Source organism: Streptomyces sp. AK02-01A, from assembly GCF_033795305.1.
In the GTDB taxonomy this organism is placed as follows: Bacteria; Actinomycetota; Actinomycetes; order Streptomycetales; family Streptomycetaceae; genus Streptomyces.
The window spans coordinates 1-17,130 of the sequence record NZ_JARBAE010000059.1; the positions used below are offsets into that span (position 1 = coordinate 1).

General features: G+C 67.6%; 11 protein-coding genes and 1 pseudogene. 8 read left to right on the forward strand and 4 right to left on the reverse strand.

The genetic code is table 11. The features are described from left to right. Positions 1-6,277: ricin-type beta-trefoil lectin domain protein (locus PV679_RS32755; RefSeq protein ID WP_319684512.1), on the reverse strand; the 6,277-nt coding region annotated here is incomplete at its 3' end. 456 nt (positions 6,278-6,733) lie between these two features. Here PV679_RS32755 and PV679_RS32760 point away from each other — a divergent pair. From PV679_RS32760 to PV679_RS36285, 8 genes and pseudogenes are all read left to right on the forward strand, one after another. Further along, on the forward strand, positions 6,734-9,952 hold the full coding sequence (locus tag PV679_RS32760; RefSeq protein WP_319684513.1) for an FG-GAP-like repeat-containing protein: 3,219 nt from the start codon (positions 6,734-6,736) through the stop codon (positions 9,950-9,952). 445 nt (positions 9,953-10,397) lie between these two features. Continuing rightward, positions 10,398-12,254: a multicopper oxidase gene (locus tag PV679_RS32765; RefSeq protein ID WP_319684514.1), complete on the forward strand. Its 1,857-nt coding sequence runs from the start codon at positions 10,398-10,400 to the stop codon at positions 12,252-12,254. 19 nt (positions 12,255-12,273) lie between these two features. Next, a pseudogene (locus PV679_RS36275) lies at positions 12,274-12,690 on the forward strand (IS3 family transposase); the annotation flags it as partial. Positions 12,691-12,742: 52 nt separating this feature from the next. Then, entirely contained in the window at positions 12,743-12,991 is a 249-nt protein-coding gene (locus PV679_RS36280; RefSeq protein WP_416069852.1) for an integrase core domain-containing protein, read from the forward strand. A gap of 231 nt (positions 12,992-13,222) precedes the next feature. After that, a complete protein-coding gene (locus tag PV679_RS32775) occupies positions 13,223-13,669 on the forward strand; it encodes an ester cyclase (RefSeq protein WP_319684516.1) in 447 nt (148 codons plus the stop codon). Positions 13,670-13,802: 133 nt separating this feature from the next. Then, entirely contained in the window at positions 13,803-14,237 is a 435-nt protein-coding gene (locus tag PV679_RS32780; RefSeq protein WP_319684517.1) for a recombinase family protein, read from the forward strand. Positions 14,238-14,263: 26 nt separating this feature from the next. Continuing rightward, complete coding sequence (locus tag PV679_RS32785; protein ID WP_319684518.1) at positions 14,264-14,959, forward strand: MOSC domain-containing protein; 696 nt, start codon at positions 14,264-14,266, stop codon at positions 14,957-14,959. 189 nt (positions 14,960-15,148) lie between these two features. After that, a complete protein-coding gene (locus PV679_RS36285; protein WP_416069853.1) occupies positions 15,149-15,487 on the forward strand; it encodes a hypothetical protein in 339 nt (112 codons plus the stop codon). A 35-nt stretch (positions 15,488-15,522) separates the two neighbouring features. On the opposite strand, the gene PV679_RS32795 is transcribed toward PV679_RS36285, so the two are convergent. From PV679_RS32795 to PV679_RS32805, 3 genes are all read right to left on the reverse strand, one after another. Next, positions 15,523-16,197, reverse strand: a complete 675-nt coding sequence (locus PV679_RS32795; protein WP_319684545.1) for a TMEM175 family protein — start codon at positions 16,195-16,197, stop codon at positions 15,523-15,525. Between the two features lie 423 nt (positions 16,198-16,620). Further along, positions 16,621-16,818 (reverse strand): hypothetical protein, encoded by a 198-nt coding sequence (locus PV679_RS32800; RefSeq protein ID WP_319684520.1) that lies wholly within the window; start codon positions 16,816-16,818, stop codon positions 16,621-16,623. Then, entirely contained in the window at positions 16,815-17,093 is a 279-nt protein-coding gene (locus PV679_RS32805; RefSeq protein ID WP_319684521.1) for a hypothetical protein, read from the reverse strand. Before PV679_RS32805 ends, PV679_RS32800 begins: the two co-directional genes overlap by 4 nt. Between the last annotated feature and the right edge of the window lie 37 nt (positions 17,094-17,130).

The following is a 17,130-nucleotide window of genomic DNA, read 5'->3' on the forward strand; positions in this document are numbered from 1 at the left end:
CCGTCAGGGAAATCGCCAGACCCGTCGGATCGGACATCGTGACAGGGTTGTTGTGCGCGTAGGCATAACCATTGGACTGAAGGACATCGTTCAAGTCCAAGACCAGATCCGCCGACAAGAAGCGGCCCACCAACGGGTCGTAGAGCCGTGCTCCCAGAGGCTGGAAGCCTGAGGAGTCGTCGCGTGTGGCGCCCAGGAAACCTGTGTGTGACTGGAAGTTGACGCCGACCGCGCTCGTGCCGCGCTGGTTGCCGAACGGATCCTGCTTGCGGATGCGGACCGAGTTCGTGCTGTTCAGTGCGACTTCGGCGTAGGTGCTGCCCTGATGGTCACCCGCGAGCGCCACCAGTTGCTCGTCGGTGCCCTGCCCGTATCCGTAACGCATGACTGCGCCACCGGGTGCGGAGTACGTGCGTTGCGTACTGATCAGCGCGCCGCCCCGCGCGGTGGTGACCTCGGTGTCGCCGAGGGAGAGCGTGGCCTGCTTGCCCTTGATGGTGAGCAGTCGGGAGCCGTCGGGGCCGTAGATGTACCGGGTGTCGTTCTGCGGCAGCCACTGCTGTTCGGCCTTGCCGGTGGCGCAGGCGGCCAGGACGACAGGGGTCGAGTTCGCCGAGCCGGCGTCCTTGACCACCAGGCACAGACCCGACGTGACATGGGTGAGCTGCCCGGACGCCGTCCGCTTCAGCTCCTGCGCCGGGCTGCCGTCGCACTTCTGGAGCTGCGCCGGCGACCCGGCCGTGTTACCGGCCGGCTGGAGGCACCAGTCGTCATAGACACCGAGCGTGCCCCGGTCCGGGTCGTTCTGGGCGGTCCCCGGAGTGGGAGTGAACCGCCAGGTCTGGCCCGGGGTCGCGTTGCAGGCGTAGAGGTGGATGACCTGCGCGGCAACCGGCAGGCCGCCCTTCAGGTCCAGGCACTTGTCCGCCAGGCCGACGTACGGGGTCTTGCCGCCCGTGCCCTGGCCGGTGATGCGCTCGACCTGACCGTCGTAGGTCCAGGACAGTTCCTGCTTGTCGCCGTTCTCGGACGAGGTGATGGACTTGGTCTCGCCCGTGAGCTCGTACAGGCGCTCCGCCTCGGCCTTGACCTGGGCGCCCGCCGGGGTGGTGTAGGTCTTCGAGACCTTGGTCAGGGTGTGCGGCTGGGTGCCGCCCTCCTTGCCGTACGCGTACGAGGTGACCGCGTCCTTCGCCGTCGCGCCGGTCAGGTCCTTCTCGGTCAGCTTCTTGCGGTTGCCGACCAGGTCGTACTCGTACTCCTGCCAGTAGCCGGAGTTGTCCTTGCCCGCCGCCACGTTCAGCGATCCGTCGCTGTTCTTCGGGGCGGTGCAGGCGGTCTGCTCCTTGGCCGTCCAGGCCGTCGTGAGCTGGCCGAGCGGGTCGTAGGAGAAGCACTGGCGCTCGGCGATGCCGGTGGAGTGCTCGCGGATCGAGGTGACATTGCCGGACGGGTCGTAGGTGTACGCCCGCTTGGAGACGAGGTTGCCGGTGACGACGCTCTGGTCGCCGGTCTGCTCGCGGTAGACCGACTGCTCGGTCAGTTCACCGCCGGACTCGTCGTACGTCGCCTGCGTCCACACCCGGTACGGCTGCGCGCCGAGAGTGGAGCGCAGGACCTGGCCGTACGCGTCATAGATCGTCTCGGACCCGTACCAGTCCTTGCCGGAGATGGAGAGCGGCTTGCCGTCCTCGTTGTAGCGGACGACGAGCTTCTCGGAGTCGAAGCGGCCGGCCTTCGGCAGCGTCGCTTCCTGGAGCATGCCGGTGTCGGTGTAGGAGTAGCCGTAGGTGTACGACGTGTCCAGGCCCCAGTCGGTCTTCAGCGAGTCCGGGAGGGTGAGGGTGGTCGAGGTCGGCTGGTAGTCCTTGGTGTAGCCGTCGACCTTCTGGGTGTACGCCTCGCCGTCCGTGTAGCGGGTCGCGGTGTACGGCATGCCCTTGCCGCCGGGCGCGCTGTCGTAGGCGAAGGCGGCCAGCAGCTTTCCGTCCGAGCCGTCGAGACGCTGCTCGGTGGGCCGGGACAGCAGGTCGTAGTTGTTCCAGACGGTGACGTTCCGGGCGTTCTTGGTGGTCCGGACGCGGTCACGGTCGTCGTACGTGGTCCTCGTGGTACCCGTGTCCGGGTCGGTCGCGGTGAGCTGGCGTCCGCGGTGGTCGTACGTCCAGCTCCACGGGTGCTGGGGCTGGGCCGAACTGGTGGCCCTTTCCATGCGGCCGTGCTTGTCGTACGCGTACCGCGTCGAGGTGAAGCCGTCCGGGGCCTGCGGGTTGAAGGTGTCGACGCGGGAGGTGCGGCCGAGGGCGTCGGTGTAGACGCGGTAGTCGGAGGTGCCGGCCGGATTGACGACCTTCGACCAGTCCTGGCCGTACTCGTAGCGGGTGGCCCGCTCCTGGACCGGCTGTGAGGTGGCCTCGCCGGTCAGCGGGTCCGGGACCTTGAGGACCGGGGTCTCGGCCAGGACCCGGCCGAGGCCGTCGTAGGTGTAGCGCGTGATGTTGGGTACGGCGGTGTCGGCGAGCGGGGTGAACAGCTCACCGAGCTTCGCCTCGTGGGTGAGGTAGGCGTTGTTGGTCTGCCAGACCTCACCCGAGGAGTTGTAGAGGGTGTCGGTGATCAGATGACCGCCGCCGTCGGCCTCCTCCTGTGTCTGCCGCTCGCGGCCGAGACCGTCGTAGAGGGTGACAGACGTCTCGATCCGGTCCTCGTGACCGCGGGCGTAGGTGGTGACGTACGGGGGCTTGCGGTCGGGGTTGTTCTCGTCGTAGAGCGGGATGGTGTAGGTCGCGCGGAAGTCCGGGACGGGCGAGGAGGACGGGGTACGCCCCGCTCCCCACGCCTCGGACATGCGGCCCAGCGGGTCGTACTTCGCCTCGCTGACCTGGCCGTTGGCGTCCGTGGTCCGGAGTGTCGTCGAGCGGCCCGGCTCCAGTTCCTGAATCTGGGAGTGCCCCGCCGCGTTGGTCTCTGTGACCGTGAAGACCTGCCCGGTGGGCGGGTCGTAGCTGATCGTGCCGACGTTGCCGTCCGGGTCGTACTGCTTGATGACGCGGCCGACCTCGTCGAACTCGCTGCGGCCGTCGGTCTGGAAGCCGGTGCCCTCGCCGTTCAGGGACCACGTCTGAGTGGCCTCGCCGAGGGCGCCGGCGGCGAGGGCGGTGCCGTAGCCCTGGCTGTCGTAGGCGGTGCGCGTCGCGCCGCTCAGTGTGGACAGGTCGGCGAAGTCGGCGGCGGCGCAGGTGGTCGGGGAGACCAGGACCTGTTTGGTGAGGCCGATGAGGTTCCTGGCGTCCTGGTGGAGGTACTCCAGCCTGGTGCAGGACTCGTCGCCGCTCTTGCCGGTGTCGCCGAGGGACTCGACCTGGGTGGGCAGTCCGTACGTCGTCTCGTAGGCCGTCTTGCTCCTGACGACCCGCTCGGTGCGGGTGTCGTCGCCGGTGCCGGAGGAACGTGTGTACGCGACCTCCTCGGGCTCGGTGACCCGCCAGGCACGCAGCGGGCTCAGGCCGTCGTCGCGGTCGCGTTTGGCCAGTTCGGTGGCTTCGGGGACGGTGACACTGCGCGAGAGCCAGTCGGTGTCCGCGTCGGAGGCGCTTGCATACGACAGTTCCTCGGCGATTCGGCCGGCGAAGGGCTCCCGGTCCTTGGCGATCTCGGCGCCGGTGATGTCGTTGACCGGGACCGTGTCACCCATGCCGCGGAAGTAGCGGGTGACGGACTTGGATTTCTTGCTGCCGATCGACGTCTCGTCCGCGCCCGTGATGACGGTGGTCTGCTCGAAGCCCGCGAACTGGGAGTACGTGCGGGTGGACTTCTTGGTGAACTCGGCCTCGGCCAGCTTCCAGCCCGCGTTCTTGTAGCCGTACGCCGTCTGCGTCGCGAACGCGCCGTCGACGTTGGGCAGTTCCTCAATGGTGTCCACCACGTACTTGTGGAACCAGTCGATGTCCTCGACCTCGGGGTCGGGGTTCCAGTACGACGGGTAGCACAGCCGGTCGTTGGCCTTCAGCGCCGCGGTGTCCTTCTTGCCGGGCAGACCGGTGCCCGAGGCGCACGCCCCTTCGGGCCGCTTGTACGTGACGACGGTCTCGCCGCCGTACTCGTTGATGACGCGCGCGATCCGCAGCCGGGAGAAGCCGGGACGCGCGTCGTTCTTCACGCGGTTCGGCATGTCCTCGGCGTTGGACTCGAAGCGCACCGGGTTCAGGGGGATGCTGTCGTCGGTCGAGCCCTTCCGGGCGTAGCCCGTGCGTTGGATCGACTCCAGCCACAGGGCCGTGTTGGCACCGGTCTTCAGGACCGGGAAGCTCTGCCGCAGGGCGTACTTGTCGACCACCTGGCGGGCGTCGGTGGTGGTGAGGCGCTGGGCCGAGGTGGTGATGGTGGTCAGCCGCTTGCGGGTCCAGAACGACGGTCCGGCGTTCCAGCACTTCTTGCCCGCCTGGCAGCGCAGGTCGGCGGGGGTGTCGTACCAGATGCGGTACTTGCCCGGGTCCTTGTCGGCGAAATTGTCGTCCGAGCAGGTCAGCGCGCCCTCGGCGAGGCAGCGCTCGGCGACCGTGAAGCCGACGCGTGCCGTGGCCGGGGAGGTGAAGACACTGCCCTTGACGTTGCGTTGGCCGTAGTCGATGTGGCCGAGCCAGCCGCCGCGGTCGTAGCGGACGGGGGCCTTGAAGTTGAAGTTGCGGGCGTAGTAGTTCTCTTCCTTGTTCCACCACAGGGACATCGCGTTGCCGTGGACGTCCTCGACGTAGTCGAGGTTCCAGCGCCATGCCTGGGTGCACCAGGAGCCGGCCCAGTCGCCCGCCTTGTAGCAGTCCTCGCCGGAGTGGTTGCCGTACACCGGCACGGTCAGCACCGAGTCGGTGACGGGCTGGCCGGACGACCAGCCCGGGAGCTTGTGCTTGCCGAAGTGGTACCTGACGCCGTCCCGGGTGGTGACGCGCCAGTACTCGCCGTCCTTGGCGCCGTTGCCGGTGCTGTCGTCCTTGATCTGCTCGATCTTGGCGCCGTCGCCGTTGGCGGTGGTCCACTTGCCGTCGTCCCACACCAGCTCGGTGGTCGTGCCGCCGAGGGAGAGGGTGGCGTTGTTCGAGCCCCAGCACAGGTCCGCGGTGCGGTGGGTGGCGTTGTTCGAGCCGGACTTCTTGGAGTCCTCACGGCACGACGCGTACGTACGGGTAATCGAGCCCGGGTTGTAGTCCCAGCCGTCGCCGATCCAGGAAGCCTGGTTGTTGGCCGCTGAGGTGCGGCCGTCCACCGACTGGGAGGAGTAACTGAGGTTGACCTTCGGCGTCAGACCGCCCGCGGACTCCGGGACCTGCGCCTGGTAGCCGTAAGTGAAGGCGCCGGAAGACGAACCCGCCGACCAGGCACCCGAGGAGAGCAGCGGGGTGGCGGTGTAGTCGCCGGAGGCGGAGGAGCCGGTGTCGAGGGCGCCGACCACCTGGGGGCCGGAGGCGTCGACGGCCGGGAGGACGGAGGTGGCGGTGGACGCCTTACGGGCGGAAGCACCGGAGGCGGACGCGCCCGCGTCACCGGACAGCAGTCCGGCGACCGGCACCGAGCCCGAGAGGACCTTGCGGGTCGGCGACTTCTTGGCGGCGGCGGTACGGGTCGGCGCCTCGGCGGCCGGGACCACCTCGACCGAGCTGCTCAGCCGCTCGGCCTTCTCCTCGGCCTTGCCGGACATGGTCGTGGTGCCCTCGGCGGCGCAGTCGCCGGTGTCGGGGGCGTCCAGTACGCAGTCGGGCAGCAGCATCAGGCCGAAGCGGTCGGCGGCCTGGGGCCCGTAGAGGTCGGCGAAGGCCGTGGTGTCGACGGCGAGCGCGACCTGGGCGGCCGGATCGGCGGAGGCGGGCGGGGTGACCCGCATGATCATTCCGGAGACGCCGGCGTCCTGGGACGTGGCCGGCGGCGCCAGGTCGACCTTCCAGTCGCCCGCGAGAGCGGCCGGGTCGGTGCCTTCGGGCACGCCGACCGCGATCGGCAGGTCGTCGACCGGGACGGTGGAGCCGGGCGCGGTGTCCTTCGTCAGCGTCGCGACGCCGCTGTCCTCCGTCCACGGCGTGACGGCGGTCGGCGTGTACGGGTCGACCGGGACCTCGGGCGCGGTGGTGAGGCTCTTGTCGGCCTCCTCGTCACCGTCGACCGAGGTGTTCTCCGGCAGTTCGGGCAGCTCGACCGACCGGCTCATGCCGGGACCGGGCACCGCGAACGCGCTGCCGCCCAGGCAGGTGACGGTCAGCGTCATGGACAGCAGAAGGACGGTCGCCATGCGGGCATGCCGCCGGCGCCGTCGTTGTGATTCCGTCCTGACCAGGCCTCTTCGACCCAGCCAGGACAGTGGACCTTGAACACGCATACGCGACGACCCCACCCAGGCGATGCAAAAAACAACAGAGGCGGTCCGCACCTTCTGTCATGAGCGCCGCAGGTTTCAAGGGCATTGTGTGAAGCACGGACCACGCTCTGTGATGCCACTCACGGGAGAATCACGGCCACATCACCTCTCGACGGTCCAATAGTTCAGACCAACCGAGAATCATCACTAGCGCCACACATCCACCGACCAAGATCACCGGAATCCGACATTTGCGATGGGCGACCAAGAGCACACCAAGCCTCCGTCACAGATTCATAAATTCTTTACCTATGGACACACTGTGTGAGTCGTGTGATCGTTTCCGCGCCCGTGCCTTCATCCGCCTGGTTCACCCGGGAGTAGACCGCCGTGTCCGCGCCGCCCCGCCTTCTCAGCCCCTTCGTGCGCACACGCACCCGGCTGACACTCAGTCTCGGCCTGGTTCTGGCCGCCCTGACCGCTGCCCTGCTGCCCTGGTGGCAGGCCGACGAGCCGTCACCACCCCAAGCCCGCAAGGCACATGACCTCCGCAGGACGGCGACTGCTCCCCGCGACGAGGCCGCCGCGGCGGCCGACGCCCGGCGCACCGGCAAGGCGGTCGTCGTCGACACGGCCACCACCGCCACCGCCATGACCTGGGTCCAGCCGGACGGCCAACTGCGCACGCAGATGGCCGCACTCCCCCGGCGCGCGAAAAACGCAGAGGGGCGGTGGGCGCCGATCGACAACCGCCTGCGCCGCACCGCCGGCGCCACCGACGGCCTGGGGATCCGCCCGGTCAACCCGGCCGTACCGGTGCGGTTCGCCGACGGAACGTCCATCGCCGGAAAGACGCGCGCGAACCGGTCGTACGTCAGAGCGCTCTTGACCGACGATCAGATCCCGCCCGGGGAAACGGTGTTGGCGGAGACGGTCGTCCATGGCCACGTCATCTCGTACACCTGGCAGGGCGAGTTGCCCGAGCCGGTGCTCGACGGACCGCGCGCCCTCTACTCCGAGGCGATGCCGGGCGTCGACCTGCTGCTGGTCGCGCGGGAGGAAGGCGGTTTCGCCCAACTGCTCATCGTCAAGGACCGTGAGGCCGCCCGGAACCCGGCGCTGGTGAAGATGTCATACGGACTGCGGTCCTCGACGGCCGTCTTCCGGTACGACACGACGGCAAGCCGGATCCTGGTGCTGGACCCCGACGGCAAGGAGATCGGGTCCGTGCCGACGCCGTTCGCCTGGGATTCCAGCGGGCGTGACCCTGAGGCGCCCGAAGAGGCGCCCGAAAAGACCGACGAGGGGACGAACGGGGAGACGGAGGCGGGCACGAACGAGCCGCGTACCTCGGTCGCTGCCCCGGAAGACGTACTGAAGCTGTCCGGACTGACCGGAATCGAGCCGGGGTCCCGGCAGGCTCCGGCCCCGATGGAACTGGCCGGAGACGGTACGGGGACGGCGCGAATCGACGTGAAGGTCGGCGAGACCGGACTGCTCAGCGATCCTGAGGCCCAATTCCCGGTGTTCGTCGACCCGACGCTCAACGCGGGCTGGCAGGCCTGGACCGTGGCCTACAAGCCGTACCCGAACACCAGCTTCTGGAACGGCACCAACTTCAGCTCGGGCACGTCCGACGCACGAGTGGGCCACGAGAACGAGACCGGCGGCACCGCCCGCTCCTACTGGCGGATGAAGTACAGCACCACGCTGAAGGGCGCGACGGTCACCTCGGCCGCGTTCAAGGTGCTCAACAACCACTCCTGGTCCTGCGCCGAACGGGAGTTCCAGTTCGGGCTGACCGGTGCGATCTCCTCGGGGACGACATGGAACAAGAAGCCGGGCTGGACGGGCACGGTCCTGAAGCAGTCGTTCGCGCACGGCTGGTCGTCCAGCGACTGCCCCGACGCCTACGAGTCGTTCGACGTGAAGTCGGGCGCGCAGAAGGGCGCGGACAGCGGCTGGTCCACCATCACCTTCGGGATGCAGGCCTCCAGCGAGGGCGACACCCAGACCTGGCGGAAGTTCAAGGCGACCTCGGCGGAGCTGACCGTCGTCTACAACCGCAAGCCGGCCGTGCCCAGCAGCGTCACCTCCACCCCCGGCAGCACCTGCAAGACCACCACGGGCGGCGCGACGGTCGGCAAGAGCAACCTGGTCCTGTCGGCGAAGTCCACCGACCCCGACGGCAACCTCAAGGGGCTGCGCTTCCGGTTCTGGAAGTCGGGCGCCAGCACCCCGGCCGGCACGCTCGTCACCAGTCTGTCCAGCGGTAAGGGCACACTGACCATCCCGTCGAGCACCCTGGTGGACAAGGGCGTGTACTCCTGGGACGTACGCGCGGAGGACTCCGGCGGCCTGGTCTCCGCGTACTACCCCACCAGCGGAAACCGGTGCACCGTCACAGTCGACGGCTCCGCCCCGCCCCCGCCGACCGTCGAGAGCGATGCCTTCCCCGAGGCCACCGACGACGGCCTGACCTGGGCGACCGTCAAGTTCCCCGGCACTGGAGCCGTCACCTTCACCTCTCCGGACTCAGTGAAGTTCCAGTACGGCATCGACGGCCAGGGCTGGACCGATGTGACGGCGACCAAGGGCACCGCCACCATTCCCGCCCTGAAGCCCCCGCACTCGGGCCCCAACTCGCTCCAGGTGCACGCCTACGACACGAACGGGAACAAGAGCGCCGTCACCAACTACACCTTCTACGTCCAGCCCGGCGACAAGGGCGACAGCCCCGGTGACACGGGCGGCGACGGCATCCCCGACATTTTCCAGGTCAACGGCGACGGCGACCTGTACAACTGCGTCGGACTGCCCGGCGGCTCGCTGAACGACTGCCTGGGCGCCTCGTACACCTCGGACAAGCAGTTGCACCCGGCCAAGCACTGGTACAACCCCACCAGCGGCAAGGCCGCGCTGATCACCCACTACGGGGACGCGTACCCCGGTGACGGCCTCACCGACCTCTTCGCCGTCACGCCGGACGGCACGTTCTGGCTCTACCCCGGCGACGGCTACGGCAGCTTCGACATCGGCAAACGGATCAGAATCCTGCTCCCCGCCGACGCCCCGGCCCCCGCCAGCTGGACCCAGATCAAGGCGGTCGGCGACATCGACGGCGACGGCCTGCCCGATCTCGCCCTGCGGGCCGGCCCGGCTTTCTGGGTCCTGTCCGGCTACACCGGCGCCACGTTCCGGACGGCCACGCTGATGAACGTCGACGCGTGGGCCCGCCGCGACATCGTCAACGTCGCCGACATCAACGGCGACAGCGTGCCCGACCTGCTGTGGCGCAACCTGGACAACGGCAACATGTACGTCCGCCACGGCAAACCCGGCAAGGCCGGCGGCGTCGACCTCGAATCGCTCAAGCTGGCCGGGAACTCCGCCAACGGGGACGTCTCCTACGGAACGAACTGGACCGAGGTGAACATCTCGACGGCTCTCGGTATCCCCGACGTCAACAACGACGGCATCCCCGACATCTGGGCCCGTTCGGGCACCGACGGTCAGATGCGGATCTACTACCCGTCGAAGACCAACACGAACGCGCCGGTCAAGGTAGCCCTGGCCAAGGACTGGAGATCGATGAAGGCGCTCGGCTGACACGCCCCCTCGGCTGACACCGGCGCATAGGCAGGGGTGGGGCCCTGGCAGCAGGCCGCTGCCAGGGCCCCACCCGTGACTGGTCCGCCCACTTCACGGCGGCGTGGTCACGGCTCGAACGAGCACCAGCAGCGCCAGGCCGAGCACGACGACCTCATGGCGCAGGTCGCCGAAACGCGAAGCGCAGATGGAACACGACCTGATCGCCACCTACGACGAGTACCAATTCGACTTCAGCCCGACGTCTCGGATGGCCGAGCCGCCGACGGCCGGTGACCGCCGTCGACCTGCGGGAGTTGCCGCAGGGCGTAATCCTCGGCTCGCGTGGCGGACGGGCATGTGGTGCGCTGGACGGAAGTATCCCGCTCGCCCAGCCGCCTGCCGCCCACGTCTCGACGAGACCGCGGGCGAGGCGTGTTCGGTGCTCACAGTTGGGAGCCGACCGATGGACCTGTCGCGCAGAGAGTTCGAGTGCCTGGTCCTGGGCGCCGGCGTCGCCGCTGCCCGGCTGGGAAACGGAGCGCGCTCGGATACCCCGCCTCCGGATGCTCCTCCGACCGATGCCCCGCTGGCCAAGTATGTCGACGCGGTGCCGAGGCTTCCCGTCGCCGAGCCGCAGAGGTCGGTGTACCCGGGCGCGGACTACTACGAGCTGACCGTACGGCAGCGGCTGTGGCGGTTCCACCGGGACCTGCCGGCCGCCCCGTCCTGGGGCTACTGGGCATCGGACCCGTCGGCCGGCGACAGGCTGGTCGGTCTTGGATATCTCGGCCCCACGCTCGTGGCCCGCCGCGACCGCCCGGCGGTGGTCCGCTACCGCAATGAACTGCCGGACCGGCACCTGCTGCGGTCCGCAGTCGATGTCACGCTGTGGAAGAACGTCCCGGGTATCCCGCCCGACCCGCCGGGCGGCCGGATGCCCCAGGACTTCCCGACGGCGACGACCACCTGGAGCGTCACCCACCTGCACGGCGGGTTCAACTTCTCCGCCTCCGACGGCGGGCCGGAGGCGTGGTTCACGGCAGGCGGCCTGCACGGCCCCGACTACCGCACCCTCGAAGGCGCCGGGCCGAACGAGGCCATCTACGCCTACACCAATCGCCAGCCGGCGACGGCACTTTGGTACCACGACCACGCGATGGCGATCAACCGCCTCAACGTGTACGCCGGGCTGGCCGGCCTCTACCTGATCCGGGACGCCTTCGAAGAGAGCCTGGCCCTGCCCCGGGGCGACTTCGAGGTGCCGCTGATCCTCCAGGACCGCGACTTCACCGCGGACGGCGCGCTCTCCTACCCGGACACCGGGCCAAGCCCGTACCACCCCAAGTGGAACCCAAACTTCTTCGGCCGAATACCGGTCGTGAACGGCAAAGCCTTCCCCTACCTGGCAGTCGAGCCGCGACGCTACCGGCTGCGCCTCCTCAACGCCTCCAACCAGCGCTTCTTCCACCTGTGGTTCCAGGACGGCACCACACGCAGACCGTTCTGGCTGATCGGTACTGACGGCGGTCTGCGCGCAGCACCGCTCCGGCTGACCACCGCCTGGCTGCCGCCCGCCGCACGCATCGACCTCATCCTGGACCTGACCGGTACACCGCGCGGTCGGCGGATCACCATGATGAACGATGCCCCCACGCCGTACCCGCAGAACGACAAGCCCACCCCGATGCCGGAGATCATGCAGCTCCGGCTCACCCGCGCCCTGTCCGGCGCGGACCGCACCACGCCCCCGGACCGGCTCCGTCTCACGCCGGTCCCCGCTCTGCGGCCGACAGCGGGGCCGCGGAAACGGGAGTTCGTACTGATCGCCAACAAGGACGCCGCCGGCAACTCGACTCACCTGGCCATCAACCAGCGCTTCTTCGACGACCCGTTGGAGGACTTCCCCAAGGTCGGAACCACCGAGATCTGGCAGTACATCAACCTGTCCGGAGACGGCCACCCCATGCATGTGCATCTCGTCCAGTTCCAGATCCTCAACCGGCAACGGCTCGACACCACCGCCTACCAGACCGCCTACCTCGCATGGGTCGCCGCCGGCCGCCCCGCCATGGGCAAGCCTGTCCTGGACCGCTTCCTGACCGGAGACGCGGTCCCGCCCATGCCAGAGGAGGCGGGCTGGAAGGACATCGTGGTCGCCGACACGGGCATGGTGAGCCGTATCGTCCTGCGCTTCGACCTTCCCACTCCCCTCACCGCCGTGCCCGGGACCAGCGCGTTCCCCGCTACGTACGTCCAGCACTGCCACATGCTGGAGCACGAGGACAACGAGATGATGCGCCCCTGGCAGGTCGCGAAGTAGCTACCGAGCCCACGCGGCGCTGCACCTCGCTTCCCGCCGCACCTACGGCGTTCCGCGCATCCACGCCGAGCTGCGGCGCCTGGGGCGGCAGGTGAACCGCAAGCGCATCGCCCGCGTGATGCGCGAGCGCGACATCCGGGGCGTCACCCGGCGCAAGCACCGCTCGCTGACCCGGCCGGACAAGAAGGCGACGCCGGCCCCGGACCTGATCGGCCGCGATTTCCACGCCGGGCGTCCCGGCACCAAGCTGGTCGGCGACATCACCTATCTGCCCACCGCGGAGGGCCGGCTCTACCTCGCCTGCTGGCTGGACCCGGCCACCCGCGAGGTCGTCGGCTGTGCCATGGCCGATCACCACCGCGCCGAACTCGTCGTGGACGCCCTGGACATGGCCCATGGCCGGGGTGGGCTGGAGCCGGACTGTGTGATCCACAGCGATCACGGGCAGCGAGTACACATCGACCCAATTCCGCTCCCGAACGCGGGAGTTGGGGCTTCGGCAGAGCTGCGGGCGCACAGGATCATGTTTCGACAATGCCGCCGCGGAGAGTTTCTGGGCCCTACTCAAGGAGGAGATCGGCACCCGGATCTGCCCCGACCGGGCCACCGCCCGCGCCGAGGTCTTCAACATCATCGAGACCTTCTCCAACCGCCGCCGCCCGCGCAAGCACAAGGTCTTCGGCTACCTCACCCCGGCTGAGACCACGCAGCGGCATCAACACACCCTCGCGGCATAACCATTACGTGTCCGAGATCACGGGGAAGCTTCACTGCTCCCTGCCCCCAACGCGAACATGTGCCGGCCTCGGCAGGTTCAGCCCCAGAACAGACACGCTGTTCGAGAGAGTCCTTCCGGGCATATTTTCCAAATTCACCGACCCATGCGTCTCACGTTTCACACGGACCCACCGTCTACCTGATGAAAGGCGTGCACAAGGCACCAACCCCAACCATCCGGGAGCAAAATCATGTCGGTAGAAGAGAACAAGGCAGTCGTCGGTCGCTGGTTCGCCGAATTCTGGGGCACCGACTTCAATCCGGCCGTCATCGACGAGATCGCGGCGCCGAACATTCGCTTCGAATACTCCCTGCACGCCCCCTGCCGCGGACGCGACGAGGTACGTGCTTTCGCAACGAAGTTCCGGGCGGCGTTCCCCGACCTCGCCTTCTCCGGTACCGCCGACCTGATCGCCGAAGGCGACTACGTAGTAGGCCAATGGGAGGGCGGCGGCACCCAGACCGGTGACGCCTTCGACGACATGCCCATCGGCTCCCTGCCCGCCGGCACTGGCAAGACCATGCACTTCACCGGCACCACCATCCTCAAGGTCGAAAACGGTCTCATCACCGAGGAGATCGGCCTGGACGACGGCGTCACCGTACTCCAGCAGCTCGGCCTCATCACCAAAGCCTGACACGACGGCGTCATGACAGCGGAGCCGTCGGAAAAGAACTGAAGGAAAGCCGGCGGGTCATGGCAGCCAGAGAATGTGCCATGACCCGCCGGCGTCCGGACCCAATGAGCCATAAACCTGACGGAGGTAGGAGATGAGAATCAGCAACCGCCGCGTCGGATACTCCCTGATCCGTGACGAGGAACAGGATCTCCGGGACCAGTCGGCCCGTCTGCGCCGCCTCCAAGTCCGAGACAGAGACATGCACTGGGATCTCGTGCGAGAAAACCCTCCAGGTCTGCACACCGGCCTTCGAGCAGCGCTGGAAAGCTGCACGCCTGGTGACCTGCTCGTCGTACCGGCACTGGATCGGCTCGCTATTTCGCTCGAAGACCTGGAAGACATGTCGCCCCATCTGATTGAGCGAGAGATCCGACTCGACATTGGCGGAGTGGTCTTTGAACCTTTCAACGACAACGGGCAGTCCGTATGTGACAGCTACCTCCTTGCCCTTTCTTCCGAGGCGGAGACTTCCCTTCGATCCGACCGCAACTCACCGGTCCTCTCGGCAGGACTCACCAGCAGTTAGCCCCCTTGACTCATGAAGGAGAGATCATGACGCCCGGTGCCAGTCCCCCCGAGGTCGGCGGCGAAAAGACGCTGCTCTCCGTCAACGTCGGGCGCCCCCGCCCGAACCCCATCAAGAAGTCGCGCCTCACCGGCATCGACAAACAACCCGTCGACGGCTACGTTTCCGTCGCCGACCCCGGTTCCGGAGGAACCGGGTTGGTCGGCCTCGCTGGCGATCGCGCCTACGACACGAAGGCACACGGTGGCTCTGACCAGGCCGTCTACGCTTACGCGCGCGAGGATCTCGACAAATGGGCCGCCGAGCTGGACAGGCCACTCGCGCATGGCGCCTTCGGAGAAAACCTCACGACGCTCGGGCTGGACCTGGACGGCGCACTGATCGGTGAACGCTGGCGGATCGGGCCTGACGTGGTCCTGGAGGTATCCTGCGCCCGCCTCCCGTGCGCAACTTTCCAGCGTTGGTTGGAGCGCGACAACTGGATCAAGCGGTTCACAGGGGCCGCTCGACCGGGCGCATACCTGCGGGTGATCGAACCCGGCAAGATCCGAGCCCAGGACTCCATCGAGTTGCTACACCGGCCCGACCACGACGTCAGCGTCGCGCTCGTCTTCCGGGCGATGACTCTGGAACCCGTACTGCTGCCGCGATTGCTCGTCGCCGACGCGCTGGCAGAGCGGGACAAGGAACGGATCCGTCGCCGCTCCACGCGCCCACTCTGACCTTCCGGCGCCTACACGGTGTCCGCCACGGCGGCGGACTCTATCGGTCACGCTTCCGCACGGCAGTCCTCGTTCACCACGCTGACCCCGAGGGCGGTGGACTACGGCGTCTTCAACGTGGAGCAGGGCGCGAAGTACTCGCTGCGGGTCTTCGCCGAGCTGAAGAGCCGTGCCCTGGACGATGTGCTGATGCTGGTCTGCGACGACCCCAAGGGCCTTCCGGACGCGGTCGGGACCGTCTGGCCCCGCACCGTTGTGCAAACGTGCATCGTCCAAACTCCTGCGCAACACAAGATTGTCAAAGTGCTCAAGCCCCACCGCTGCGGCCGAGAGCGCGGCGGCCCGACGCTTGGAGGAGTTCCAGGACGCCTGGGGGAAGAAGTACCCGGCAATCATCGGGCTGCGGGGGAACGGGCCGAGTTCGCCGCTTCGGCACGAAGATCACGGCCGGCCGCAGCGTCTTCAACACGTGCACAGCGAGTCTCGGGCTCTCATTTCCAGCCGGAGACCCGCTTGGTGGCTGATTAGTCGCCTGCACCGGAAATGCTCACGGTCGATACCCATCAGGGTGACACCGAACTGGTTCCTCCCCCTGCCAAGAAAAAGCCTTCGCTGGTGAGGAAGTAGAAGACCGGGAGAACCAAGAAGGCCGTAAGCGCGATCACGGGGTGCACGAGCGCGCCGACAATGCCCGCAAGCGCGTAGACCACCACACCGAGTGTCGCTCGTACCACCCCCAAACGAACATACTGCGGCTCCACATCCTTTCGCAGCAGAGCAGGATGGCGATGCAGGTGCGCGTAGAGCAGTACCCAGCTCGCGCACATCGCGGCCCCGACCGCCGCGTACAGGGCCACGGACACGCGGGCATCGCTGCCAGCCAGACTCCTCTCGCGCAGCGTTTCGGCGACAACTCCTGTGGGGAAAGCGAGGAGTACCGTCGCACCCAGCAGCACCAAGTTGCACGCCTGAAGACCCCGATCCATCACGCGGATTCGCGCGAAAGCTTGGTGATGGTTGAGCCAGAGGACCGAGATGTAGCTGAACGAGGCAGCGAAGCCGAGATAGGAGGGCCACTGCTCGATCAGGGCGCGGCCCAGTTCTCCCGTCCGGTGTGGAGGAGTGCCGAGCTCAAGGACAAGGATGGTCATCGCGATCGCGAACACAGCGTCGCTGAAAGCCTCGACGCGACCGGTGTCCGAGTGTCGGTATCCGCGTAGCATCCCTGATCCGCGCATCCCCCACACGTTCTTCGGCTTTCGCGACGGCTCAGGAGTGTCTGGCAAGTTCTTCCTCCGATAGGAACCGCCTGGCGGCGGAACGACCGCCAACCGTAGCACGCTGCCCCAGTCCCCCAAGACAAATAGCTGCCCCATAGGGCCTGCCTGGAGTCGTGATCGATGCGGTCTGTTTCGGACCCGAGGATCACACCGAGCTGATAGAACGCTCCGGTGACGCGCTGCGAACTGAGTGATACTCAGTGGGAATTGATAGAGCCGTTTCTGCCGATAGGGCAGTAGCAGTACTGCCCTATCCCGCTGAGTACCTTTACGACATCCAAGAGGCCGTCCGACAGGACGGTTACTCTCCAGCTTGTTCCGTGCCGATCATCGACAATCAAGCGGAGCCATCCTTCCCTCACTCAGCCGACCGAGCGCATGTCAAACAAGCCAATCACCATGGACTTCGATCACGGCGCCGATCACGGCTTCGGTCGTCTGACGGCGGCGCAGTTTTGACCATCCTCTGACGCCCGGCCGGTAAGGCGATGCCGGGTTCTTGACCACGATTCCCTCCGGCCCGGGGACCTGGGTCCACTCCTCCAGCCAGTCCCGGGCCAGTCCCGGGTCGGTGGTCATCGGGCACAGGGTCCACGGCGGGTCCCAATCGGCGACCAGGGATTCCTGCCGGCGACGGCCCGGCGCCGCAACGCCTCGGACGACAGATCGTCGCCGGCCATGACAAGCAGTTCGCCATCGAGGACGAGGCCGTATGCCAGTTGCCCGGCAGCGGCGCCGCAGATCCTCCGGCAGGCAGGGGCTATGCCCCGGGCGATCTCGGAGGGCAGGCCCGGGTCGGCGGCCAGGACGAACCGCAGGTTCCTGCCGTTCGTGTCCGCGTCGGGCTGACTCATACACTCTCGTCCTGCCGCCGGGTAGGTCTCGGTGATG

Coding starts and splice junctions, on each gene's coding strand:
- PV679_RS32780 (WP_319684517.1), top strand. CDS start 13,803: ATGAGAATCAGCAACCGCCGCGTCGGATACTCCCTGATCCGTGACGAG.
- PV679_RS32765 (WP_319684514.1), top strand. CDS start 10,398: ATGGACCTGTCGCGCAGAGAGTTCGAGTGCCTGGTCCTGGGCGCCGGC.
- PV679_RS36285 (WP_416069853.1), top strand. CDS start 15,149: ATGCTGGTCTGCGACGACCCCAAGGGCCTTCCGGACGCGGTCGGGACC.
- PV679_RS32775 (WP_319684516.1), top strand. CDS start 13,223: ATGTCGGTAGAAGAGAACAAGGCAGTCGTCGGTCGCTGGTTCGCCGAA.
- PV679_RS32800 (WP_319684520.1), bottom strand. CDS start 16,818: ATGACCACCGACCCGGGACTGGCCCGGGACTGGCTGGAGGAGTGGACC.
- PV679_RS32805 (WP_319684521.1), bottom strand. CDS start 17,093: ATGAGTCAGCCCGACGCGGACACGAACGGCAGGAACCTGCGGTTCGTC.
- PV679_RS32795 (WP_319684545.1), bottom strand. CDS start 16,197: ATGCGCGGATCAGGGATGCTACGCGGATACCGACACTCGGACACCGGT.
- PV679_RS32785 (WP_319684518.1), top strand. CDS start 14,264: ATGACGCCCGGTGCCAGTCCCCCCGAGGTCGGCGGCGAAAAGACGCTG.